Genomic DNA, 25,386 nt, shown 5'->3' with positions numbered 1-25,386 from the left:
TTATCTACCTCCTTCTTTCACCGATGTTTTTTCTGCTGCCCTGCGTTTCAGCTTCGGTATCACAAATTTCGCACTGATCGTAATAAATATGATCGCCGTTACGATATCTGTCACCGCGGATGGGACATCTGTAATCCTCTCCATATTGATGCCGCCATTTTTCAATGCTCCAAAGAAAATTCCTGAGAATAATACCCCGATCGGGTTGTTATTCGCCAACAGAGAAACCACGATGCCGTCAAACCCAAAATCAGGATTAAAGCCTGCCAGAAGTCTGTGCTGAACCGCTGTCACCTCTACCGCTCCGATGATCCCTGCGATCGCGCCGCTCATTGCCATCACCTGCAGAATTGTTTTCTTAGGTTTCATTCCTGCGTATTTTGCAAGAACAGGATTTGAACCGACGATCTTGATCTCGTGGCCGAATGCAGTTCGAAAGAAAATAAAGGTCAGGATCCCCATGACAATAAGCGCTATGTAAAATCCAATATTTGCTGATGATGGTTCAAAAAATGAAATTCGCGGGAGCCATGTATTCTCACCCAAAACGGCGCTGGCATTTAAGTTTGTCCCTGCCTCCGGGTCACGAAGCGGACCTGTCACCAGGTATTCTACATAAAGAGCAGCTATGAAATTCAAAAGGAGTGTGGAGACAACCTCATTCGTATCCAGATACACCTTCATTAAAGCTGGGATCATCGCGAACAACGCACCTGCTGCCATGGCCGATAAGAATACAAGTAAAAGCGCTATACCATGGTTCATCCCCTTCGGGATATTGACTGCCACCGCAGTTGCCGCTGCTGCTCCTATATACAGCTGGCCGTCCACACCAAGGTTAAACACCTCCGCTTTATAAGTGACACAGATCGCAAGCCCTGCAAGCACCAGCGGGGTTGCCCACCTGATGGTTCCCGCCACATCTACCGTCAGGCCTTCCACGATCCCGTTTACGATCGCCAATGGCTCGTAGCCGGAAACTGCCAGAAAGACTGTTGCGAGGATCAATGCCACGATAATAAGACCGATCTGTTTTCCAACAACCCCTGCTGCCGATAAAATCCTGTTATTTTCTTTATTTTTCATCGTTATCACCGCCTTGCCTCCTTGCACCTGTCATATAGACTGCAATGGTTCTTTCATCTGCCTCTCCGCGCTTAAATTCTGCCATGATCTCTCCCTCATACATGACCAGTATCCGGTCAGAAAGAGAAAGGATTTCATCCAATTCAGCACTGACTAGCAGCACACCCCGTCCTGAATCACGTACTTCGATGATCTTGTGGTGAATGGACTCGATCGCTCCGATATCCACACCTCTGGTGGGCTGCGCTGCGATCAGAAGATCTGGGTCCGCCTCCATTTCACGGGCAAAGATCACCTTCTGCATATTGCCTCCCGAGAGAGTTCCCAGTTTATAATCAGAATCCGGTGTCTTCACCCCAAAATCTTTGCATAAAGCTTCTGATAACGCATGAAGCTTCTTGTTATCCAGAATCCCACTCTTACAGTAAGGCTTCTGGTAATACCGATTCAGGATCAGATTATCCCGGATCGTACAGTTCGTCGCACTTCCCATTTTCAAGCGGTCCTCCGGGATATGGGACATCCCATTTTCTCTTCTCTGCCTCACGTTCTGTGCAGTCACATCTTTTTCTTTGAAAATGACTTGTCCGCCGGTTGGCTTAAGCATGCCGGACACGACCTCGATCAGTTCCGTCTGTCCGTTTCCTTCTACACCAGCGATCCCGACGACTTCTCCTCTGGCTACATGGAAGCTGATCCCGTTTAAGGCCGGAAGGCCTCTCTGGTTCAATGCCCGGACATCTTTTACTTCCAGCACATTTTCTCCCGGGTCATATTCCTTTCTTGAAATCTCCAGGTTGACCTTCCTTCCGACCATCATGTCAGATAGACCTTCTGTATTCGCTTCAGAGGTATCCAGGCTCCCTGTGACAAGACCTTTTCGCATGACAACGATCTTATCCGTAATCGCCATTACCTCGCGCAGCTTGTGTGTGATAAATATGATCGCACATCCCTTTGACTTTAACAGCCTGAGAACCTCCAGAAGCTTATCCGTTTCAGTCGGTGTCAGTACAGCGGTCGGCTCATCCATGATCAATATCTTTGCCTCGCGGTATAAGGCCTTGATGATCTCTACCCTCTGTTTCTCGCCTACAGAAAGCTGGTACACTTTTTCATCCAGGCTGACAGGAAGATCATAGGTATCCATGATCTCCTGGATCTTCTCTTTTGCTTCCTTTGTATCGATCAATCCATTTTTTGTTGGTGCTTTTCCCAGTATAATATTTTGTAAAACACTTAAGTTCGGCATCAGCATGAAATGCTGATGTACCATTCCAATCCCCAGCTTAATCGCCATATTGGGCGACTGGATCCGGACTTCCTTTCCGAATAATTTGATCACACCTAAGTCCGGTTCCATCATACCGTACAGCATATTCATCATTGTAGATTTTCCGGCACCGTTTTCCCCGATCAGACCAAGTATCTCACCTTCATTTACGCTTAAGGACACCTTGTCATTTGCGACTACGCCGGGAAAGAATTTTGATATATTCAACATTTCAACCGCTACTGCCATAATATCCTTCCTCTTCTACTTCCTTAGTTTTGCACTCATCTTAACTTCGCCCGTTTCGTCCCATTCTTTTAATATCTTCATCGCCTCTGCCGCCGCCAGGCAAGCTTTCTCCTCGCCGCCGTTATCTCCCCATCTGTCAAGCACACGGTTGGAGATCACAGAAAGGATCGCTCCCATCCTCATCTCATGCAGATAACCAACAACAAACTGTCCGGAAGTCTCCATCTCTATATTGGTCACGCCTGCTGTGGTAAGATCCGGGATGATCTTCTCTGCAAATGACGGCCAATATCCGCTTTTATCCTCATTCAATGGGCGGCCCTGTCCGATGTAGAAGGAGCCGACTGTATAATCAAGTCCCAGTCCATAGCGAAATCCTAACCGCTCACAGGCCTCCATCAAAGCCATGACTACATAGGTGTTTGCAAATGCCGGGAATTCCGGTTCTACATAGGTAGCCGAGGTGCCGTCTTTCCTCACACATGCAACCGGTATGATCAGGTCTCCCAGATCAAACTGCGGAACAATACATCCGGTTGTCCCCACTCTGATACAGGTGTGAACACCCAGTGTATTTAACTCGTGAAGGCAGATCTCTGAACTTGGCCCGCCGATCCCCGTTGAGGTACAGGCCATCTCCGTGCCCTTATATTTTCCTGTCACTGTCTTATATTCTCTGTAGGATGCCACCTCTTTTACATCCTCCCAGTTCTTAGCAATTTTCAGTGTCCGTTCCGGTGCTCCCGGCAGGATCACATATGGCGGAACATCGCCCGGTTTTAACTGCAGATGATAAACGCCTTCATTTTCAGCCTTTGGAGCTGAAGCCTTATTGATTTTTTCTTCCATAATGAATCTCCCTTCACAGGTCTTTTATTATCAATTCTTCTGTATTCGCCGTTTTTTATAGAAGCTGCCCGATTTAAGCCGCAGCTATCCGTATCCCTGCCGGTATGGTACCTTTGCTTAAAGGGCAGCCTTTCGTCATCTTACCTATTCTGCTGAAGCCTTGATCGTATCCCAGTTTGGCACATCTGTGATAAATGGCACCTTTAAAGAACCATCTTTAATCTGTTCTTCCAACTTCTTTGCCTCTTCGATCGCTGCTGTCATTGCATCTTTATACTCTGAGTTATTGTCTGCAAATCTCTGGAAAGAATCCCAGTCCATAAAGTAACCGCCGTTGGTAAGGTCACGGATTCCGTGTTCTCCTCCCGGATATTCTCCCTTTTCTAACATCTCGATCGCTTTGTAAACAGTGTCACCAAATCCGATCCCTTCAATGCCGTAGAACCCGTCATATGTGTCATAGTAATCGCTGATCTCACCTGCACACAGGATACCGGCATCCTTGCATGCCTCTACCACACCTGCATTGGATGCACCGGAGTCTGTCTGAACAACATCACAGCCCTTGGAGATCATAGCGCTTGTGATCTCTTTTGCCTTTGCCGGATCCTCATAGCTTCCTACATATGAAAATTCAACCGTTGCATCCGGATTAGCAGCTTTTACCCCCATCATAAACCCATTTCCCTCTGCATTCGGTGTCGGTTCTTCTGCGCCTACCACAAAACCGACATGATTTGATTTTGTCAATTTTCCTGCAATATAACCGCCGAGATAAAATGCGCCTTCGCCGTGGAACTCTGTATCCCAGATATTGTCATACTTTTCACTGCCATCATTGATCGTCTGGAAAATAGCTGCATACTTTGTATCCGGATATTCCTTTGAAACAAGCTTTGTCGCATCTGTCATATATGCATATGTTGTTACGATCAGATCGTATCCGGCCTTTGACATGGCACGTACGTCTTCCTCATACTTTGATGCTTCTGCTGATTCCAGCTTCTTGATCTCTACGCCAAAATCTTTCGCTGCCTGATCCGCACCTTTTGCAAGGTCATCCATAGAGGCCTTGTCACCGAATTTCTGGTTTACGACAAGCGCTACTTTTAACTTCTTTTCTCCCTTGTCTCCTCCGTCGTCAGAAGAAGCCGGATCTGATTTCTTTCCGCATCCCGCCACAAGCCCGACTACCATCATTGCTGCCAGCATCACTGCCAATACTCGTTTTTTCATAACTTTTATCCTTCCTTTTTCTTTTTCTATGAAGAAAGTGCCTTCGCTATTTTTTCAGAAGCCCGCTGCACTTTTTCCATGACATTATGAAGATCTATGGTCTGTAAGACCCCGTTCTTTACCACATGTCTTCCGTCCACAAATACGTCCGTCACATCACGGCCTGTCGCATTATAGACAAGTGCGGAGGTCACTGTCTCCATCTCTCCCATAAGCAGAGGCTGCATATGGGGCACTTTAGTCTCAATCAATATAAAATCCGCCTTTTTTCCTGCTTCGATGGTTCCATAATCCTTTTCCAATCCAAAACACTTTGCTCCGTTGATCGTGGCCATATCGAGGATATCCGTTTTCTTTAGGCTTCGGATGCCGCTGTTCACTGTATGGAGCAGCGACATTCCCTTCATCTCACGGAAAATATCATTGGAGTTATTCCACATTGCTCCGTCTGTTCCCAGGCACACCGTTACCTTTTGCCGTACCATTTCCGGTATTGGTGCGATCCCATCCTGGATCTTCATCTCACACAGCGGTGTATTGACCACTCTCGTCTTGGTCCGAGCGAGCCGTCTTATCTCATCTTTTGAGGCATACACCACATGAGAACCCAGCAGATGGCCTCCCAGCAGTTGATTCTGATCTAAGAAATCAATCGCGGTCGTGTTGTACTTTTCCTTTATGATCTCCTGTCTCCATGTATTTTCTGCCAGATGGCAGGTAAGCAGCATCCCTCTTTTTGCGGCTGTTTTATGGATCCTTTCGAGCCGTTCCTTTTCATAGTCTTCCTCAGAGATCCCGCCGAGTACCGGTATGAACCCGTTCTCACTGCAGTTTTCTATGAAGTCCTCAAGAAATTGTTCCGTTATAAATTCATCCGGTTTTTGGAAATCTGCACGGATATCCTCCGCCAAAGCACCTCTGATACCAACCTCCTTCATCGCCCGGACAGAATCCTTTCCCAAGCCCCAATACATATTTTCCATAATAAAGGTCGTGCCGGATAGTAGAGCCTCACAATATGTAAGCTGTCTTGAGTAAAATCTGTCTTTGTCATCAATCAGAGTGTAAAACCAGCCTGTATCAGCAAATCGATGATTCTGTTCCAGCAATGTCAGATCATCCCCAAGCCCGCGCGCCAGTGTCATGTCACCGTGGCAGTGCCCGTTGACAAGTCCGGGCATAAGGATCTTCCCCCCTGCATCTATAAAGATCTCACAATCCTCTTCTTTTAATTTTCCCTCTGTCACTGTCTCGATACGTCCGTCAGACATGCCCACAGAGCCGATAAACGGACGATATCCATTGTGCGCCGAGACAATGACTGCTCCGCTGATACCCGTTTGAAATTTCATACCCTCACCTACTGTGCCATTCTATAGATTGCTTCTACATCATCGGCATTCAAAGATTTAATTCCTCCAATATTACCGAATCTGCATGCATCTTCTGCCATCTTTCTGAATTTCTCATCTGTCTCGACACCGATTTCCCTTAACACTGTCGGTGCACCCATAGACTGGAAGAACTCCTGTAATCTTTGAATCCCCTCCAAAGCCGTTTTCTCCTGATCATAAAAGTCTACTTCTACATCGAATACACGGTTTGCAAATTGGACGAATCTCGGAAGGTTTTCCTTATACACATATTTTGCCCAGCAGGGAAACAACACAGAAAGTGTAGAACCGTGAACCGCATTATACTGTGCGCTTAACTGTGCTCCGATCGTATGCGTTGCCCAATCCTGGTTTCTTCCCGTTGCAAGCAGACCGTTGTGCGCTACCACTGCGGTCCACATAAACTCCGCACGGGCATTGTAATCATCCAGGTCCTGCATCAGAGTACGGGCGTTCACCAGAATCGACTTCATCACACCTTCACACAGATAGTCTGTCAGGTTGACATTGACAGAGCTGGAAAAATACCTTTCCATCACATGAGAAAACATATCGATGATCCCAAATACAGTCTGTCTCTTCGGAATCGTCAGCGTCAGATCCGGATTCATCAAGGTAAAAGCCGGTCTCAAAAAATCTGCCATTACATCTGCGCTCTCACCCGTCTCTGGATTATTCAGGACGCTTCCATTGCTTCCTTCACTTCCCGTTGCCGGAAGAGTCATCACTGTGCCAATAGGCAGTGCTTCTGTGGGTACCGCTGTTTTACGAAAGAAATCCCAGACATCACCCTCGTACTTTGCTCCAAGAGCAACAGCTTTCGCCGTGTCGATCACACTTCCTCCGCCTACGGCCAGAACGCAGCCAATCTGTTTTGACTTACACAGCCTGATCCCTTCCCTGACAAGCCCTACTTTTGGATTCGGTTCTACACCCGGCAGCTCATAATAAGTCACCCCTGCTGATTTCAGCGCTTCAATGATCCTTCCATGAAGACCTGATTTATACATATATCCGTCTCCATAATGCACAAACAGCACATTGTCGGAAAACCGTTTAATTTCCCTGCCGCAAAGCTGGTCTGCGTCCTTATCCAATATAAATTTCGTAGGTGACATAAATTCAAAACTATCCATATCTTTACCTTACCTTTCCATCTCTTTCAAAAAAGAGGTCCCTGTCTTAAATTCATACCCGAAATATTGGGCTATCGTTGCTGCGATATCCGAAAAAGTACTTCGGACGCCCAGATCGACACCTGCTTTTAATCGTTTTCCATATACTACGATAGGAATATACTCACGGGTATGATCCGTTCCCGGTGTGGTAGGATCACAGCCATGGTCTGCTGTGATAAGAAGAATGTCCTCCTCTTCCATCAGGTCTATCATATCGGGCACAAAGGTATCAAAATACTCCAGTGCTTCTGCATATCCTTCCGGGTTGTTGCGGTGTCCATAAAGCATATCGAAATCCACCAGATTTACAAAGAGAAGTCCGTCAAAGCTTGTCTTCAAATACTTAAGCGTCGCCTGTATCCCTTCCCGGTTATTTTTCGTATGATTGATCTCTGTTAATCCGCGTCTGTTAAAAATATCCTCGATCTTTCCGACTCCGATCACATCCCGCCCGTTTTCACTGAGCATGTCTAACACCGTATATCCCGGCGGGTCGACCGAGAAATCCTTTCGGTTCTCTGTACGGTAATAATTACCGGTTTCCCCCGTAAAGGGCCTGCAGATCACCCTGCTCACGGTATCATCTCCTGTCAGAAGCTCTCTGGCTGTCCGGCAGATTTCATACTGTCTCTTTAATGGAATTACACTTTCATGCATTGCAATCTGCATCAGGCTGTCTGCGGAAAGGTAGACGATCGGATATCCTGTCTTTACATGTTCATCTCCAAGTACCTTTATGATCTCTGTACCCGATGCCGGATAATTCCCGATTACTTTTGTTCCAATACGCCTCTCCAATTCCTCTATAATCCGCGGAGGGAACGATTCTCCAAACACCTTAAAAGGGGTCTTCACGGTAAGGCCTGCAATCTCGAAATGTCCATTGGTCGTATCCTTCGCCTTTCCAAGTTCTGCCGCCTTTCCAAAACAGCCTGCCGGATCGTCAACAGGAGGAAGTCCCGTTCCCTGAATATTGAACATTCCAAGCCTTTTTAAATGGGGAATATTTAAGCCGCCTCTGAATTCGTTTACATGCTTCAACGTATTTGTTCCTACATCATTGAACTCTGCGGCATCCGGCAGCTCGCCAACCCCAACACTGTCCAACACAATTATCGTAAACTTTGGCATGTGTGCCTCCTAATCTAAAGCTTCATCTAACAGTCCGGGTCCATTGCCCTCTTCCCATGCAAACACTTCCCAGACATTTCCTTCAAAGTCCTGGAAATAAGCCGCTCTGGAGCCAAATTCATAGGTAGTCGGCTCTTTGATACAGTTTACTCCGTTTGAAATCAGTTCATTTGAGATGTCATCCACATCTTCCAGCCTGGGAACCTTTACCGCGATCATGAAATGATGTCCGTCCCCATCAATATATTTGTGGTCGACTACCTCGCAAAGTCCCTTTTTGTCCCAGAGTGTAACCGCAGTCCCATGGAATTCGAATTCTGCATAATTCGCATGTTCTGGATCAGGCTGAAGCCTTTTTACCTTGAATCCGAATTTCTCTGTATAGAATTTAAGTGCTCCCTGAAAGTCCTTCACAAATAAGCAGATATCATTAATTTTAGTCAACATTTCCAACTTGCCCATATACCTGATGCACCTCCATCATTATTCTTATAGAACGTTTATTTACCGGCTGTCTCCAGAATACAAAACTCATCGTCTGCTGATTTTATACAAAAAGGAGGCCCCATATCTGCTATAGTGCCTCCCTTCCACATTACTTCTCACCATTTGCAGCGTTCATAAATCTTCTTTGATATGTAATAATTTGCGGTGCCGATGTATTCTGTGCCAGATAACTTGGTTCTGTGGTAATTACGATCCTGTCCGTCATATCCTTGAACTCGTCTTCTGTCATCAGTTTATCGAGTTCGGGATACATTCTTGATCCTTCAATGCTGCAGATAATCAGTCTGGTGTCATCCAGATTCGAATTCCGAAGCATTCTTAAATTATGTCTCACGCCGTCCATGCCGTCGAACCCTTCCCGCTCGTTGATCTTTCTGTATTCCACGGTCTCTCTTGCGATCTTTTCTACAAGGCGGAGGTCTGCGTTTGTATCATCCTTAGAGAGGAAGTCCCACTGGATCATAAAGTTACGGAGCTCCTGAAGGAATCTGTCATCGTATGTCTTCTGATAAGCAGTCAACATGCCATTAATGTAAGTAGTCACACCGAAACGCTGACGTACGAAACTGTTAATGAAGTATGGTTTTGCCTGCAATGCCATTCCTGTCTGCCACGGTTCAAACATCAAGGTATAGTTTACTCTAAAGCCATGTTCTTTCATCTTTAATGCCAGATTATGTCCATAGAGATAATCCTTTGTTGCAGCCTGGTTCCACCGTGTGGACAGCTTCTTATCTCCCACCAGCAGATCACCTACATTTGCAGCATTCACCGGTCCTGTATGAGGGATCTTGATGACCATACGGTAGTCCGAGAACATTTCTCTGAATTCCTCTGCCTCCTCAAGGATCTGGTTAAAGTCTGCAAATGGATTGTTTACCTCCACACTGATATCACATCCTGGTCCTAAAATGTCAGCGATCTCCTTCATAACCTCATTTCTGGTCTTGAATTTCTTCCCGATATTCGCTTCCGGGTTATTGATAAATAAATCATAGATGATCCCTGGATTACAGGTCAGATTACCGATCAGATGTTTGATCGGTTCTACTTCATACGGATTCGCTGTGTCCGCTGAATAAATAAACTTTGTAGGTCTTTTCTTTCCATTTTTATCATACGATATATTTCTCACCAGATCTATTTCCAATATTTGGTTTTCTTTCATGTTGTATTCAATCTTAAATCCCGCCGGTGTCTCGCCGGCCGGAACCTTAAACAGATCAATCACGTCCTTAAATCTGTCGCTGACTCCAATGTATCTCACCGTTTTTTGTAAGAATTCATATTCCTCAAGACTGATATTCTGATGAAGTGCTCTTCTTACATAACCCTCATCACTGGATATGATCTGAATATCTCCGCTCACAAGAGAAGCCAAGCTATAATTAACTGTCTGCATAACACCCTCCACTATTTCAACTCTTCCAGATATTGACTGTACTCTTCCACTAATTTACCTGCACTTCTTGTCCCTACAAGGCTGACCTCCATATGTTCAAACATATGTAAGACTGCCGGCATTGTAAATGTTCTTGGTACGCCTGAAACTTTGATCTTCGTATTGCCTGACAGATTTTCCTTCATGATCTTAACCTGATCCATTGTCGGAAACGCCTGGGAACCCGTTGCGGTCTTCACATAGGTAACTCCGCATTCGCAGCAGATCCTTGTAAGCTCTGCAATCTCCTCATCTGTAAGGAATCCGACCTCAAAAATCAGCTTTGTATCACATCCGTCACCACAGATCCTTACAAATTCGCTGATCTCATGCCGTACCAGATCGTAATTCTTATCTTTGACAGCTCCAATATTGACCACCATATCACAGGCAGTACATCCCAGCTTTACCATCTCCTCTAATTCAAACAATTTTGCCTTTGTGGACATCGCACCATATGGGAAACCAATTACTGCACTCGGTCCTACATCTGTTCCCTTCAATTCTTCTACCACAAGCTCTGCCCAACAGGAATTGACATTCACTGCATTCACATGATACTTTTTAGCAATATCACATGCCTTAATAATATCTTCCTTTTGTAAATTTGGTGCCAGATATGCCAAATCTAAGTGTTTTGCAAATTCATTTACTGTCAACATTGTAATTCCTCCTAAAATTAAACTTTCCCTTATATTGATGCGCATTTACAATATATTGTTTGTTACAATGTCAATATACCACTCTGATTTTGTTTTGTCAATCACATTTGTTATAATAATTACATTAAATTCACATTTTTAGTTGTTTTAAATGTATGTATTATAACATTTGTTCCAACATTATTTTCTTTTTATCACATTTTTACATTTATACCATCTTGTTTGTCGGTGTTTTCACATTTTTGAATATTAAAAAAGCAGCCAGATTTCTTTGGCTGCTTTTCTCATACTCTTTCCTATCTTCATAGCGGATATTATAAGCTCGCTTCGCACTATTACCTGCGTCTCTGCCTGCTCACCTCAAACATCAACACCGTAGCCGCAACTGCCGCATTCAGTGATTCCACCTGCCCGGCCATGGGGATCCTGACCCAGGTATCCGCACAGTCCGCTACTTCCTGCCTCAGCCCATTTCCTTCATTGCCGATCAGAAATGCGGTTCCCTGCCTGTAATCCTCCTGGTCATAAGCATTCTTTCCATCCAGATGCGCTGCATAAACCTTCACACCATGCTTTTTCAGCGTTTCAATTCCGCCGATCACATCCTCCACATAAACAAACGGCATCCGATAGACTGCTCCCATCGTGGAACGGATTGTTTTTGGATTATAAATATCCACACAGTCTTTACTCAGCAAAATGCCCGTTACTCCGGCCGCCTCCGCTGTTCTGAATATCGTCCCCAGATTCCCCGGATCCTGAAGGTTATCCAGAACTAGAATATGGGGCTCCTTCTTTTTTAACATCTCCTCCAGCTGATAGTCCATCTGCCGGACTACGGCCAGAATCCCCTGAGGTGTTTTTGTATCTGACACATAAGCAAATACCGTGTCAGACATAACCTCCGGAACCACTTTAAGCACTTTTAACTCCTTTTCATGTTTCCGAAAATAAGTCTCCGAAACGTACAGCTTTTTCAGCCTCTCCCCCGGTGTTTCCATTACCATCCTGCTTCCCTCTGCCAGAAAAACACCGGCCTGGTTCCTTGCCCTGCCTTTTTTCTGCAGCTGCAGCAGCTCCTTCACCCGTTGATTGCTCGTACTTGTAATCATATCTTTTATCCTCACTTCATTGCATGGAACTTCGCCAAAACGTCATTGGCGCCGATCACAATGATAATACACTCCTCTGGCAGCGGTTCGTGAGGGTCAAATGTAACATCCACTTCTTCCCCTCTCATAATACCCACTACGTTTAAGCCATATCTTTCTCTCACCTTTAGTTCTGCCAGACTCTTTCCTACCCAATTTTCAGGGATCACAGTCTCTGCCATACTATATTCTGATGAAAGCTCGATCCAGTCTGTGAATGCAGTTGAAACCAGGCTCTTTGCCACCCTGCTTCCCATATCCCGCTCCGGGTATACGATGGCATCCGCCCCGATCTTCTCCAGAATCCTTCCCTGAAGCTCATCCCTGGCCTTCGCAAGCACATAAGGAATCCCGATCTCCTTTGCCGCTATCGTTGCCATGATACTGGCCTCCAGATTCTCGGACACCGCTACGACCGCCCCGTCCAGGTTCTTGCCGCCCAGTGATACAAGTGCATCCGGGTCTGACACATCAGCCCGCATGGCATAAGCCACTAAGTCGGAGATCTCCTGCACCTTCTCATATGATTTATCTACTACAAACACATCACAGCCCAGGCTTTCCAATGTCAGTGCCACACTGCGTCCAAAACTGCCCAGACCTAATACTGCATATTGTTTTTTCATTGATTCTCTCCTAATCGATGTTCATTCTTTCTAAACTAAAACAGATATTCAAAATCCTCTTCTCTGCTTTCTCATATCCATTTTCTTATGGCAGATGTCCTACCTGTTTCACATACCGTCCATCTTATCCCAGCATGATCCGCTTCTCCGGCAGATCCCGCAATTGTGCTCCTGTATCTGCCCTGCCTGCAAAAACAAGGGCCATCGTGATCGGGCCGATCCGGCCCACATACATCAATACCATCAGTACTGCCTGGCTTGCCCTTCCCAGTTCAGGTGTCAGATCTGCTGTCAGCCCCACCGTTGCCATAGCCGAGGTCGTCTCATACATGATCCGCAGAAAATCCACATGCGGTTCCAGCACCGTGATCAGGGTCACCCCTGACAGCCAGAAGAGAAACGTGATCAGAACGATTGCGATACCGGACCGTACAACAGATGGTTCAATCTTCCTTCCGAAGCATTCTGTATCTCTCTTCCCTTTTATGACACCGATACAGGTCAAGAGAAGCATCGCCACCGTAGTCGTCTTCACACCGCCCGCGGTTCCTGCCGGAGAGCCTCCCACAAACATCAGGATACACCCCAAAAGCTTCGAGCCCGGTGTCAGCCCTGCCTGTGAAATACTCGCAAAACCTGCCGTCCTTGTGGTCACTGACTGAAAGCCGGACGCCATTAATTTTTGTCCAAAATTTAGATCCCCCATCGTATCCGGATTATGGTACTCTAATATGAAAATTCCCAAAAATCCCGCCATAAGAAGGATCGCTGTCATTGTCAGCACGATTTTCGTCTGGAGCTTGAGTCTTGTAAAAAGCCGCCTTGCAGGCTGTTTGTTTCGAAGCACTTTTCTTGTATTCTGATAAATATCGTGCCATACAGTAAACCCAAGACCTCCCAGTACGATCAAAAACATGGTCGTAAAGCTGATGACCGGTGATTTCACATATTGCATATAGCTGCTGCTTCCGAGGATGTCAATTCCCGCATTACAGAAAGCCGAAATGGCATGAAAAACAGAAAAACAGATTCCTTTTACCACACCAAATTCCGGGATAAATTTGAGGGAATACAACAGAGCGCCGATCCCTTCCACCACAAACGTCCCTTTAAGGATCCTGATGATAAACTTCACCAGACCGCTTAATGTGTCCAAATTGTAGGTCTGCTGGATCACCACGCGTTCCTTCATTGTAATTTTCTTTTTGATAATGAGAAAAAAGGCCATCATGCAGGCAATCACCCCCAGGCCTCCCACCTGGATGAGAACCAGGAGGATCCCTTTCCCAAACACAGTAAACTGCGTCGCCGGGGTGATCGTTACCAAGCCAGTCACACACACCGCCGACACCGCTGTAAAAAGCGCATCAGCAAATGCGATGGGCTTCTCATTACTGACAGGCAGCCACAAAAGCAGGGCGCCCAGCAAAATAACGCCTAAGAACCCAAGTGCAATCTTCTGCATCGTGTTCAAGCCAATTTTTCGTAAGCTTTTATTCTTCATGTCATAACACCTTAAGTTTTATTCCAAGTCTATCTGATCTATCCGCAAAGCTGTGCTGGGATGCCAGTAAAAGGTCAGCGGCATCAGCTCCCGCCAACACCGCCTTCTTACGCAGTTCATTAAACCTTAAACCGATATCCCACTCCCCAGATCGTCTCAATATACTGCGGATGGGATGTATCATATTCGATCTTCTCCCTGATCTTCTTAATATGCACAGTTACCGTCGCGATATCCCCGATGGACTCCATATCCCAGATCTGTTTAAACAGCTCTTCCTTTGTATACACATGATTTGGATGGCCGGCCAGAAATGTCAGCAGATCAAATTCCTTCGTGGTAAAGGAACGCTCTTCCCCGTTGACCCATACACGTCTTGCTGTCGTATCGATCTTAAGCCCTCTGATCTCAATGATCTCATTCTCTTCCACATTGCTCCCGATCAGCCGCTCATAACGCGCCAGATGCGCTTTCACGCGGGCCACAAGCTCACTCGGACTAAAGGGCTTGGTCATATAGTCGTCTGCACCGAGTCCCAGCCCCCTGATCTTATCAATATCATCCTTCTTGGCCGAAACCATGATGATCGGTGTATTCTTTTGGTCACGCACCTGCCGGCAGATCTCAAAGCCATCCACTCCCGGAAGCATCAGATCCAGAATAATCAGGTCAAAATCCTCCTCCAGTGCTTTTTTCCTTCCTAATTCGCCGTCATTTGCCACGGCCACCTCAAAATTACTCAGCTCCAGATAATCCTTCTCCAGATCTGCGATACTTTCCTCATCTTCTACGATCAAAATCTTCTTACTCATCCACGGGTACCTCCTGATATTTTCTGATTACAAAATACATTGTTGTTCCTACCCCATCCTCACTGGTTGCCCAAATCTTTCCGCCATGCTCCTCCACGATCTTCTTAACGATAGAAAGTCCGATACCACTTCCACCCTTGGAAGAATTTCTGGAAGCATCCGTACGGTAAAATCTGTCAAATATATATGGCAGGTCTTTCGGGGCAATCCCTTTACCGTTATCTCCAAGCTCCACCTGGATAAAATCCCCTACATCCTTTAAATTCATAAAAATGGTTCCTTTCGGCTTATCCATATATTTCAGGGAATTAGTCACGATATTATTAATGACACGCCGAAGCTGTTCCGGATCCACGATCACCTTAGAATCTACTTCCACATAATTGCGGTAGGTAAACTCCACACCCTTTGCCTCCAGCTCCAGAGACAGATCCTCTGCGCAGTCACCAAAATACTGCATTGCTGAGATCGTTGTAAAATTATAAGGGATACGGTTCGTATCAATCTTAGAGTAAAGTGTCAGCTCATTGATCAAAAGATCCATCTCATTAGCCTTATTGTATATTGTTTTGATGTATCTGTCCATCTTTTCCGGCGTGTCTGCCACACCATCCATGATTCCTTCCACATACCCCTTGATCGCTGTGATCGGTGTCTTTAGATCATGCGAGATATTACTGATCAGTTCCTTGCTCTCCCTGTCGTACGAAACCTTCTCCTCCGCATTCGCTTTCAGGCGCAGGCGCATCTCCTCAAAATCCCGGCAGAGCATCCCGATCTCATCATCCGTCTCACTCCTGATTTCAAAATCCAGGTTTCCCTCCTTAATATTACGCGCGGCGATCTGCAGCCTGGAAAGCGGGACCGACACCGTCCTGTAGATCCAGTAGATCAAAAGCGCCGCGGTCAGAAATACGACCAGGAGGTACAGCTGCTGAATCTCGCCGACCTCCCCTGTACCAGCCGGTGCAAACGTATACATCGCAACGATCGCAAAAATCGTAGGAAGGATCATCACCGTCATAAATGCAAGGATCAGTTTCGTTTTAAGCTTCATAATATCACTCCTTGTTCAAAGGGGTCTGACCCCTTTGCGCTCCGTTTTCAGAATATTCTCAAAATTTAGGTTCCCTACTACTACAGAAAAGGCAGGCCCTTTTCCCGGTGCCTGCCTTTCTTATGTTTAACGCACCTGATACTGTTATATTACAGATATTTTTTCAATGCGTCAACTTTATCTAACTTTTCCCATGGTAAATTTAAGTCATTGCGGCCAAAGTGTCCATATGCTGCAGTCTGTTTGTAGATCGGCCTGCGAAGGTCAAGCATCTTGATGATCCCTGCCGGACGAAGGTCGAAGTTCTCACGCACGATCTCTACCAGCTTTTCATCGGACAAGACTCCTGTCCCGAAAGTTTCTACATTCACAGATGTCGGCTGTGCGACTCCGATCGCGTAGGAAAGCTGAACCTCACATTTCTTAGCGAGCCCTGCTGCCACGATGTTCTTTGCCGCATAACGTGCTGCGTATGCCGCAGAGCGGTCTACCTTCGTGCAGTCCTTTCCAGAAAATGCACCGCCGCCGTGACGTGCCATTCCGCCGTAGGTATCTACGATGATCTTTCTTCCTGTAACACCGCTGTCCCCGTGAGGTCCGCCGATCACAAAACGTCCTGTTGGGTTGATAAAGAACTTCGTATTTTCATCGATCATCTCTGCCGGAAGGATCTCGTCGAAAACATACTTCTTAATGTCTGCATGAATCTGCTCCTGTGTCACATCCGGGTCGTGCTGAGTAGATAATACAACCGCTTCCAATCTGGACGGAATACCATTTTCATCGTACTCTACAGTAACCTGTGTCTTACCGTCCGGGCGGAGATAAGGAAGTGTCCCATCCTTTCTGATCGCTGTCAGCCTTCTGGCAAGCTTGTGTGCCATAGCAACCGGATATGGCATATACTCATCCGTCTCATCTGTTGCATATCCGAACATCATTCCCTGATCTCCTGCACCGATCGCCTCGATCTCATCGTCTGACATCTTATGCTCCTTCGCCTCCAGAGCCTTGTCCACTCCGAGAGCGATGTCTGCCGACTGTTCATCAATAGCAGTCAGAACGCCGCATGTGTCCGCGTCAAATCCGTATTTTCCTCTTGTATACCCAATCTCGCGCACTGTATCTCGCACGATCTTCTGGATATCTACATATGCATTCGTTGTGATCTCACCCATGACCATAACAAGTCCAGTTGTTGTGCAAGTCTCACATGCTACACGGCTCATCGGATCCTCTGCAAGCAGAGCATCTAAGATCGCATCTGAAATCTGGTCGCACATTTTATCCGGGTGTCCTTCTGTTACTGATTCTGAAGTAAATAGTAATTTTTCCATAAGTTCTCTCCTTTTTGAAATCCTGGGATCGCTGCTTAACAGCCATCCCCCAGCTCTTTCTCTCCGGAGCCGTTTTCTTTAGCCGTCAAAATAAGTTGCACGTTTCTGCAATATCCGGCAGTCATCTTCCGGCATAAAGAAAACAGCCCACAAGAAGCGGACTGTTTATATCTCATAAACTAATCCTCTTATTGTTCGATTACTCGCTCAGGTTGGCACCTTCCTAAAGAGGGGTTGCCGCGGCTTCACAGGTCCTTTGTACCTCCACCGCTCTGAATAAGAGAAAGCTTGCTTTATTTAATTGTTGTTAAGTACAATAGGAACTTTACACTGTATTGCAGAAAATGTCAATATACATCTTACGATTTTTGTAACCTGGCAGCAATTTCCGATATGATTCACATATCAGCAGATAAAACAGAATTAATCTTCTCCACATCCACCTGCCCGATCGGAATGACCGGCTTTGGACTCCCCATATGCCCGCCCAGCATTTTTTCCATCCATACCATATCATACCAGATCCCCAGCTTATACCCACATTTATGAAAATGCGCTACCGTTTCATAACCCATTTTCTCATGGAATGCGATGCTCTCAGGGTGCGGATAAGCGATACATGCATTCACGTTGAGGATATGCTGCAGTTTTAAAACCTCTTCCAGCTTCTCATACAGCTTTCTGCCAAGCCCTCTGCCCTTAAGCTCCCGGCTCACATAAACCGTTGTCTCCACGGACCAGTCATATGCATCTCTGTCCTTAAACCGGGAAACATAACAGTACCCGGCGATCTTCCCATCATAAACCGCCACCAGATAAGGATACATTTTCATCGTATTCTGCATCCTGCATTGAAACTCCTCCAGCGAAGGAACTTCATACTCAAATGTAATGGCTGTATCCGTTACATATGGTGTATAAATCTTTAAAATCTCCTCAGCATCCTTCATTTCTGCCATCCTGATCATCAACTTATGATTGTCCATCTTTCTTCTCTACCTCTTTAAAAACGCCTTTCTTATCTATTTCCAGATTCGGGGAAAGCTCCTCGAAAAAATCGTAAAACTCTGCCTGTTTTTCCTTTTCTTTGATATATTGTGTCGTATATCCTGTCTGCAGGCATGGTACAAATGACATTTCATCCAGCCCTTTCGGCCCGATATCCAGCTTCAAAAGCCCCGTATACTTTGTCTCATCATTAAACCAGAAATCCCCCATGCTGTAAACAACCGGTTTCCCGTCTATATATTCCATTCCCTGAAGAACGTGAGGATGTCCTCCCACCACGATATCAGCTCCTGCCTCCAAAAATTCCTTTCCCTGGTCATGCTGATACTGTTCATAGGTATTCGTATCCTCCGGTCCCCAGTGGATATAAGAGATCAGATAATCACACTGTCCGGCAGCCTCCTCTATCACCTTCCGATACTCTGTTGTATCATAAGCCTCCATGATCCCGGGAGAATCCTTTCCCGCCGCAGGTGTATAATACACGATCTCCGCATTGGAAGCCGCGGTAAAACCAATCTTGATCCCATTCACAATGAAGTAAACAGGCCTCTCTGCCTCTTTGATATTGTGCCCTCCTCCCACATACGGGATTTTTGCCTTATCCAAAAGGTCAAACGTATCCAGCAGTGCATCCTCGCCGTAATCATAAACATGGTTATTGGCAAGAGATACCAGATCCGTCCCCATCTCCTCTAAAAGTGACATCCTCTCTGGTTTTGCCCTAAATGTATATAATTTCCCTTCCAGAGGCGTTCCCCTGTCGCTGATGCAGTACTCATGATTCAGATAAAACAGATCCGCCGCATTAGTCATTTTCAGTATTTCGGGTGAAATACATTTTGAAAGGTCCTTCACCTCATCATAATGGTCCAGCACGAATCCATCCTCTGCAAAACAGAGATCTCCGGCAATCAGTATCTCGGCAGCTTCTTGTGCAGCATTCTTGGCGCCAGATCCTCTGCCTGATTCTCCGGCATTTCCAGCTTTAAAATAAATCCCATGCTTTTTAGCAGCCGCTGCATCATCCAGATAACCACTATACCGGTCGTGTACCACATGCATGGTCTCCCCCACAGCAGCATAGATATCCTGTGCAGATACCTTCCCCTTCTTCGCTTTCTCCAAAACAGCAGCTTTTCCGTCAGGGTAGTTCTCAACAAACCAGTCTGCAAAGGCGTCTGACTTTTTCCCCTGATCAGCCAATGCCTCAACTGCCCCGTCCTGTGACTTTAAAAAAGTGTCGTAGCAGGCCTGTATGGCCTTCTTTCCTGCTGCCAGCTGCTTATTAGCCATATGCCGTTTTACTGCGGCAGTACTAACGCCGATGATCACTATAATCATCAGAAGCCCTCCGCCTAATACCATCAGCATTCTGCGGCGCACCTGTCTCCTGCGCTTCATAATCCTCTGTCTTCGCTTCTCTTCATCGTACCTGTCGCTTCCCATGCTCCAAGCCTCCTCATCCGTAACAATATGACCGATTCTGTTTCCGCCTCATATATACAAAAACCATTACATATTGTATGAAAAAAGTCAACCCTAAACATCGATTTTGCCGCCGATTGTATCAACCGGTAGATCGGCAGTTTATGACCCGGAATGTTAGTATCCTGAAGAAAAAAACGGGAAATGCTCCCATTTCCCGTTCTTAATTCCGTAAATCCGATATTCTCAATCTCAATGACCACAATTCCAATCTCTATTACCTTTCGCAAATCCTGCCCTTTAACCTGAACCGGCCTCTTCTGATCTTCTAGCTCACCTTGAGCTTAAACTTCTGGATATCCTTCTCGCTGGACACCTTCTCTATAATACCGCCCAACCCGCGAAGCTTCTCCTCAAATCTCTCATATCCTCGCTGGATATAAACGATATCATCAATGATGGTGATTCCATCCGTTGCCAGTCCTGCAATACAAAGTGCTGCTCCTGCACGGAGATCCGGAGCGCTTACCCGTGCACCGGAAAGAGCCTCCACACCTTCGATCGTTGCCGAATTGCCTTCCACCTTGATCACAGCACCCATTCTTGCCAGCTCGTCTAAGTATTTAAAACGATTCTCAAAAATACTTTCTGTAATCGTACTTGTTCCGTTCGCCAGAGCCAGGGTCACACCGATCTGTGGCTGCATGTCAGTTGGATATCCCGGGTAAGGAAGGGTCTTCACCTGAGTGGACCGGAGCCTGCCTTTCGCTACGACACGTACGGCATCGTCAAACTCCTCCACCTCACATCCAATATCCACAAGTTTGGAAATCGTCGCATCCAAATGCTTCGGGATAACGTTCAGAACTGTCACATCACCCTTTGTTGCAGCGGCAGCAAACATAAATGTTCCGGCCTCGATCTGATCCGGGATGATAGAATATTCTGTCTTATGCAGTGATTTGACCCCGCGGATCTTGATCACATCTGTTCCGGCTCCTCTGATGTTCGCTCCCATGCTGTTCAGGAAGTTGGCCACATCCACGACATGCGGTTCCTTCGCAACATTTTCCATGATAGTGATACCGTCTGCCATCGCGGCTGCCATCATTACATTGATCGTAGCCCCTACGGTGACCACGTCAAAATAAAGATGAGTTCCTCTTAGAACTTCTGCCTCTGCCACGATCTTACCGTGTTCAATATCAACATCTGCACCAAGAGCACGGAAGCCCTTTAAATGCTGGTCGATCGGACGGCTTCCGATGTTGCATCCGCCCGGAAGGGCCACCTCTGCTCTCTTGTACTTACCAAGCAGCGCACCTAACAGGTAGTAAGACGCCCTGATCTTCTTAATATAATCATATTCGATATTAAAGTTGCCGATCGTACTCCCATTGATCTTGACTGTATGCCGGTCAATCCGCTGTACCATGGCTCCTATTCCTGCTATTGCTTCTAACATTACATTGATATCATTCACATCAGGCAGGTTGTCAATCAGTACAGTCTCATCCGTCATAATCGCCGCCGCCAGAATTGCAAGTGCTGCATTCTTGGCGCCGCCTATCTCGACTTCCCCTACAAGCGGACTGCCGCCTTTAATAATATATTGCTCCATAAACGCACCTCAATTATCCGATATTGTTATCGTGATCCCTTATCATTTATTCCCCTGTTACATTCAAGCCTAATCTTAGATATGCGAAGTTATTATACCATAAAATAAACATTTGTAAAATCATTTTTTCCTTTCGTGCCCGGAAACCGCCTATTTACCAAGACTTTCCACTGCCTCGAGCACATTTTCAATGGTCTCTTCGATCCTGCATCCGTCCTCGCATATGGTTATATCCGCATACTTTTCAAACAGCTTTGTCCTCTCATGATACAGATCCTTAAAGGTCTGCCCTTCTCTTAGAACGACCCCTCTCTTTTTAGGACTGCGTATCCTACGTTTTATTGTTTGATAAGAAGCTTTTAAATATACAACCGTCCCGATCTCTTTGAAATGCTGCATTGCCTCTTCACAGTAAACCACACTTCCGCCAGGTGAAATAACAGCATTCTCTGCATTCACATCCCGGTTGACCTGATTTTCAATTTTTAGGAATCCGTCTTCACCAACATCTGCGATAATCTCACGCAGGAGCCGATTCTCTTGTTCCTGGATCAAAAGATCCGTATCTAGAAATTTCATCCCCAGCCTTTTTGCAACGACAACACCCACCGTGCTCTTACCCACGGCAGGCATTCCTATAAAAATAAGATTATTTTTCATAAGTATATCCACCCTGCTTTATCCTGATTAAAATCACATCCGGTATCACATCATTTTATAAACGTCATATTTATAAAAGACTCACCAAGTGCAAATATTATAACATATATTTTTAAATTAGTAAAATCTGCGGTCACAACGGCGGTTGTCGCACCTGCGTCTAAACAATTCCTGATACAGGAGAACCTGGATCAGGTCACGAAGCCAATTCTGATTTCCCTGCGGCGGACGCCCCGGACCTGGCTGCGGCGGACGCCCTGGACCTCCCTGCGGCGGACGGCCTGGGCCTGGCTGCGGTGGACGGCCTGGACCTGGCTGCGGTGGACGGCCTGGACCTCCCTGCGGTGGACGCCCTGGACCTCCCTGCGGCGGACGCCCTGGACCTCCCTGCGGCGGACGCCCTGGACCTGGCTGCGGTGGACGGCCTGGGCCTGGCTGCGGTGGACGGCCTGGGAAGCGAATTTGCTGTTCTTCAATTTCCTCCTCTTCCATATAAAATTGATCCATGTCAGCCTCATAGAAAATTTTCTCATGTTTCCGAACGTTATCATAAATCCGGTCACACATCATACGCAGCTGAAGTTTATCCGGGTACTCATCATACATCATACTGCACTGATACGCCATTCTGTCACATTCTTCCTCCACATACGGAAGAACTCTTTTCGCCATTACAGGATAAAGGCTTTTCATATACTCATAGTCCCTGCGCTCAATCTTCTCATCATCATAAGCAAGCGGCATTGGATATGCCATGTAATACGGCAGCTTTGGATTCATAATACACACTTCCATTTCAAGACATTATATGGTTAGTATATGCATAAAGAAGAAAACCGTTCGTTCAAAATGATATCTAAAATGTTCTATCTAATAGGAATAGCTCCGGACATGAAAAAGGACAGCACTGCCTAGTCTGTCCTCTTTCTAAATCACATAAAATCGGGAAAATAATCCTTTACTTCTCAGCATTTCCCAGTTTATTTATTAGCAGCTTTAATTCTTCAAGCTCTTTGCGCATATCTGCATTTTCCCGTTCTACTGAATCGAGCCGTTCTTTCTCTTCTCTCAGCTTTGCAAGCTGCTCTCTATTCTGTTTTTCCAGCTCCTCTTTTTCTTTTTCCATCGCGTCAATCTGTTCCTGCTGCTCTTCTATCATATACTGTACTGTATTCCGGTCTATTTCCTGCAATTCTTTTGAGAACATGTTCATCACTCCTTCAACATTACGGCATATCACATATACTTCTCCATACATCTCCCGGAAGGAGGGGTACTTTTCTATAAGCTCCATGATCCGTTCAGGGCTGTCATCGATCATAAAACTCAGCCACGCCTCCAGCTTGTTTTCTATATTTTTATTGTGCTTGCTTTTCTGAAAAATGTCAAGTGGAATCAATATGTATTCCTGCAGCATATTCAATGTAAGACCTGTATTAAACACCTGTCTGGCCTTGTGGATATATTCCTCTATAGCATGAAATTCCGTGGTGCTCTTTTCAAAAAATACAATGGTATAAACTGTTTTCATATCTTGATAGGTAAACTTCTTTTTCTTCTGTCCCCGCACTCTTTTGTACTGCCTCAATAAAAGATCCGCTGAATAGCATGCACCTCTTTGCCCAGGAAAGGCATAACCGATCTTCTGTATTTCTATATTGGCCAGATTTCCGCCTTCCAGTTCAACCACGATATCTGTAATCAGCAGTGTACTTTCATCTGCAATTCGAACGGAATCATTTGGAAGGATCTGCTTAATATGCACTTTCTGTTCCAGTAAAAGCGACAACAGTTCTTCCAGCCGCTCCGGATGTATCTCAGGATTCATAAGCTCTTTAAAGAATGAATCATAAGTCATCTTTACCCCACGTACTCCTGTACAAAAGCCGAGAAATTCCTCTTTCTGTTCGTCATCCCAGAATGCAAACTGCTGGGCGCATATCAGATTGCTTTGAATAGCCTGTAACACCTCCTCCCGTGTTCTGATCTGTGGAAAATAGTCTTTCAGCCTTTTCTTCATAGGCAGCTGCTCCTTTCTTTTTTCTTCTGTTTTTTCTTTTCCTGATGTTCATTTACACTTTGTTTTACTATTTCATTCACGGAATCTGTTTCGAAACTGAAACACCGAAATGAGATGTCAAATGGCCGTGAGATGGCGGATGCGCCTGCCATTTTGATAGATTCAGAGTATCATATTTCTATATGCAATACAATTAAGAAAGTATTAAATAGTTCTGTTGATCTGTTAGATCATTTGAAATTTTCATATGACAAAAGCCGCTATAAGGACAGATACCTTTTCTATAGTATCTGTCCTGCCGCGGCTTTTCACCTGTTTGTAGTGATAGCAAATATTCTAAAATCTGCTTCGCTACTTCCTTTATAATATTAAGCCATACATTCCTGCTTCTCGCTGTAATGATGTGCTTCCTCGAGCATCATATCCTTCACCTTCATCAGACGGATCTGAGTACTTCTCTCGTTCTCGTCCAGTTTCATTGTGATGTATTTGATGTTCTTCTCTGTCTCTGGAATGATAACATGTTCCAGAGCGTTTACACGCCTTCTTGTCTTCTCGATCTCTGCTGCCATCAGCTGACACGCCTTCTCGCATTCTGCGAGCCGGATCATGTCCGGCAGAATATCTGCCAGAGATTTCACAGCTCCATCCAGATCACTGGATGTAAACGCAAAACCATAGGAGTAGATGTCGTTTTCATCTGCTGTCCTTGTTTTATAATCAAAAGTCGGTATATTAACACTCATGACATTCTGCTCGCCGCAGTTTAAGTTAATCTCCTGCTTCGGCGCCATGAGAGCCGTATTCAAAGCCGCCTCTGACATACCTGCTTTGGCAATGACAAAATTCTTATTGGCGGAAAGGATTCCCTTCTCCACCCGTAAACGCACTTCCATGTTCTCCCTGACCAGATCCAGATACTGACGCATTAACTCGTCACGTTTATCCTTCAACAATTTGTGGCCCCTGATCGCTGTGATACGCTTCTTCTTAAGCCGCGTCAGCTCCATACGGGTCGGGTTCACTTGTGTGGATGCCAAATATACTCACCTCTCCTTCTGCTGCCTATACAACTTAGGTCCGGTTTTTTCGGGCCTTAGTTGTAAGGTACATCCTGTCGACTTTGGCTTGGTCTTTTCAAGCCTTAGTGACATGG

At 45.8% G+C, this 25,386-nt stretch carries 22 protein-coding genes, 1 pseudogene and 1 riboswitch; all 23 genes and pseudogenes read right to left on the bottom strand.

All coding sequences use genetic code 11. The features are described from left to right. The 23 genes and pseudogenes from AC4OGX_RS19465 to AC4OGX_RS19355 all read right to left on the bottom strand — a co-directional run bounded on the left by AC4OGX_RS19465 (position 1) and on the right by AC4OGX_RS19355 (position 25,270). Entirely contained in the window at positions 1 to 1,086 is a 1,086-nt protein-coding gene (locus AC4OGX_RS19465; RefSeq protein WP_493332436.1) for an ABC transporter permease, read from the bottom strand. Beyond that, entirely contained in the window at positions 1,076 to 2,608 is a 1,533-nt protein-coding gene (locus tag AC4OGX_RS19460; protein WP_493332422.1) for an ABC transporter ATP-binding protein, read from the bottom strand. The genes AC4OGX_RS19465 and AC4OGX_RS19460 overlap by 11 nt, the downstream gene beginning before the upstream one ends. Positions 2,609 to 2,623: 15 nt before the next feature. Beyond that, positions 2,624 to 3,457: a nucleoside phosphorylase gene (locus AC4OGX_RS19455; protein WP_493332421.1), complete on the bottom strand. Its 834-nt coding sequence runs from the start codon at positions 3,455 to 3,457 to the stop codon at positions 2,624 to 2,626. 144 nt (positions 3,458 to 3,601) lie between these two features. Then, positions 3,602 to 4,693: a BMP family ABC transporter substrate-binding protein gene (locus tag AC4OGX_RS19450; protein ID WP_493332420.1), complete on the bottom strand. Its 1,092-nt coding sequence runs from the start codon at positions 4,691 to 4,693 to the stop codon at positions 3,602 to 3,604. A gap of 26 nt (positions 4,694 to 4,719) precedes the next feature. Further along, a complete protein-coding gene (locus AC4OGX_RS19445; RefSeq protein ID WP_493332419.1) occupies positions 4,720 to 6,045 on the bottom strand; it encodes an amidohydrolase family protein in 1,326 nt (441 codons plus the stop codon). A gap of 8 nt (positions 6,046 to 6,053) precedes the next feature. After that, positions 6,054 to 7,223: an iron-containing alcohol dehydrogenase gene (locus AC4OGX_RS19440; protein WP_493332418.1), complete on the bottom strand. Its 1,170-nt coding sequence runs from the start codon at positions 7,221 to 7,223 to the stop codon at positions 6,054 to 6,056. A 9-nt stretch (positions 7,224 to 7,232) separates the two neighbouring features. After that, a complete protein-coding gene (locus tag AC4OGX_RS19435; RefSeq protein ID WP_493332416.1) occupies positions 7,233 to 8,396 on the bottom strand; it encodes a phosphopentomutase in 1,164 nt (387 codons plus the stop codon). A 9-nt stretch (positions 8,397 to 8,405) separates the two neighbouring features. Next, positions 8,406 to 8,843, bottom strand: coding sequence for a VOC family protein (locus AC4OGX_RS19430; protein ID WP_493332414.1), 438 nt, complete (start codon positions 8,841 to 8,843; stop codon positions 8,406 to 8,408). A 148-nt stretch (positions 8,844 to 8,991) separates the two neighbouring features. Beyond that, positions 8,992 to 10,305 (bottom strand): transaldolase family protein, encoded by a 1,314-nt coding sequence (locus AC4OGX_RS19425; RefSeq protein ID WP_493332413.1) that lies wholly within the window; start codon positions 10,303 to 10,305, stop codon positions 8,992 to 8,994. Positions 10,306 to 10,316: 11 nt separating this feature from the next. Further along, positions 10,317 to 11,006, bottom strand: a complete 690-nt coding sequence (gene deoC, locus AC4OGX_RS19420; protein WP_493332412.1) for a deoxyribose-phosphate aldolase — start codon at positions 11,004 to 11,006, stop codon at positions 10,317 to 10,319. A gap of 335 nt (positions 11,007 to 11,341) precedes the next feature. Next, positions 11,342 to 12,118, bottom strand: coding sequence for a 23S rRNA (guanosine(2251)-2'-O)-methyltransferase RlmB (rlmB, locus tag AC4OGX_RS19415; RefSeq protein WP_493332411.1), 777 nt, complete (start codon positions 12,116 to 12,118; stop codon positions 11,342 to 11,344). A gap of 11 nt (positions 12,119 to 12,129) precedes the next feature. Beyond that, a complete protein-coding gene (locus AC4OGX_RS19410; protein ID WP_493332409.1) occupies positions 12,130 to 12,783 on the bottom strand; it encodes a potassium channel family protein in 654 nt (217 codons plus the stop codon). Between the two features lie 124 nt (positions 12,784 to 12,907). Further along, positions 12,908 to 14,287 (bottom strand): TrkH family potassium uptake protein, encoded by a 1,380-nt coding sequence (locus AC4OGX_RS19405; RefSeq protein WP_493332407.1) that lies wholly within the window; start codon positions 14,285 to 14,287, stop codon positions 12,908 to 12,910. Between the two features lie 119 nt (positions 14,288 to 14,406). Further along, entirely contained in the window at positions 14,407 to 15,099 is a 693-nt protein-coding gene (locus AC4OGX_RS19400) for a response regulator transcription factor (protein ID WP_493332406.1), read from the bottom strand. After that, positions 15,092 to 16,156 carry a sensor histidine kinase gene (locus AC4OGX_RS19395; RefSeq protein ID WP_493332404.1) on the bottom strand — a complete coding sequence of 355 codons (1,065 nt, stop codon included), beginning with the start codon at positions 16,154 to 16,156 and terminating at the stop codon, positions 15,092 to 15,094. Before AC4OGX_RS19395 ends, AC4OGX_RS19400 begins: the two co-directional genes overlap by 8 nt. Before the next feature lie 149 nt (positions 16,157 to 16,305). Next, positions 16,306 to 17,493: a methionine adenosyltransferase gene (gene metK / locus AC4OGX_RS19390; RefSeq protein WP_493332403.1), complete on the bottom strand. Its 1,188-nt coding sequence runs from the start codon at positions 17,491 to 17,493 to the stop codon at positions 16,306 to 16,308. 185 nt (positions 17,494 to 17,678) lie between these two features. Then, a riboswitch (SAM riboswitch) is annotated at positions 17,679 to 17,776 on the bottom strand. A 115-nt stretch (positions 17,777 to 17,891) separates the two neighbouring features. Beyond that, positions 17,892 to 18,479 (bottom strand): GNAT family N-acetyltransferase, encoded by a 588-nt coding sequence (locus AC4OGX_RS19385; RefSeq protein ID WP_493332401.1) that lies wholly within the window; start codon positions 18,477 to 18,479, stop codon positions 17,892 to 17,894. Then, positions 18,466 to 19,950: a CapA family protein gene (locus tag AC4OGX_RS19380; RefSeq protein WP_493332400.1), complete on the bottom strand. Its 1,485-nt coding sequence runs from the start codon at positions 19,948 to 19,950 to the stop codon at positions 18,466 to 18,468. Before AC4OGX_RS19380 ends, AC4OGX_RS19385 begins: the two co-directional genes overlap by 14 nt. 307 nt (positions 19,951 to 20,257) lie before the next feature. Further along, positions 20,258 to 21,550, bottom strand: coding sequence for a UDP-N-acetylglucosamine 1-carboxyvinyltransferase (gene murA, locus AC4OGX_RS19375; RefSeq protein ID WP_493332399.1), 1,293 nt, complete (start codon positions 21,548 to 21,550; stop codon positions 20,258 to 20,260). Positions 21,551 to 21,700: 150 nt separating this feature from the next. After that, positions 21,701 to 22,210: a shikimate kinase gene (locus AC4OGX_RS19370; RefSeq protein ID WP_493332398.1), complete on the bottom strand. Its 510-nt coding sequence runs from the start codon at positions 22,208 to 22,210 to the stop codon at positions 21,701 to 21,703. A 477-nt stretch (positions 22,211 to 22,687) separates the two neighbouring features. Next, positions 22,688 to 22,990: pseudogene (locus AC4OGX_RS19365) on the bottom strand (hypothetical protein); the annotation flags it as partial. A gap of 178 nt (positions 22,991 to 23,168) precedes the next feature. Next, positions 23,169 to 24,230: a PD-(D/E)XK nuclease family transposase gene (locus AC4OGX_RS19360; protein WP_493332396.1), complete on the bottom strand. Its 1,062-nt coding sequence runs from the start codon at positions 24,228 to 24,230 to the stop codon at positions 23,169 to 23,171. A gap of 368 nt (positions 24,231 to 24,598) precedes the next feature. Then, the gene (locus AC4OGX_RS19355; protein WP_493332394.1) at positions 24,599 to 25,270 is read right to left on the bottom strand and encodes a V-type ATP synthase subunit D; all 672 of its coding nucleotides are present in this window, start codon (positions 25,268 to 25,270) and stop codon (positions 24,599 to 24,601) included. Between the last annotated feature and the right edge of the window lie 116 nt (positions 25,271 to 25,386).

The sequence above is a fragment of the Faecalicatena sp. genome (assembly GCF_058819085.1).
This window is presented reverse-complemented; position numbering and strand designations above follow the sequence as displayed.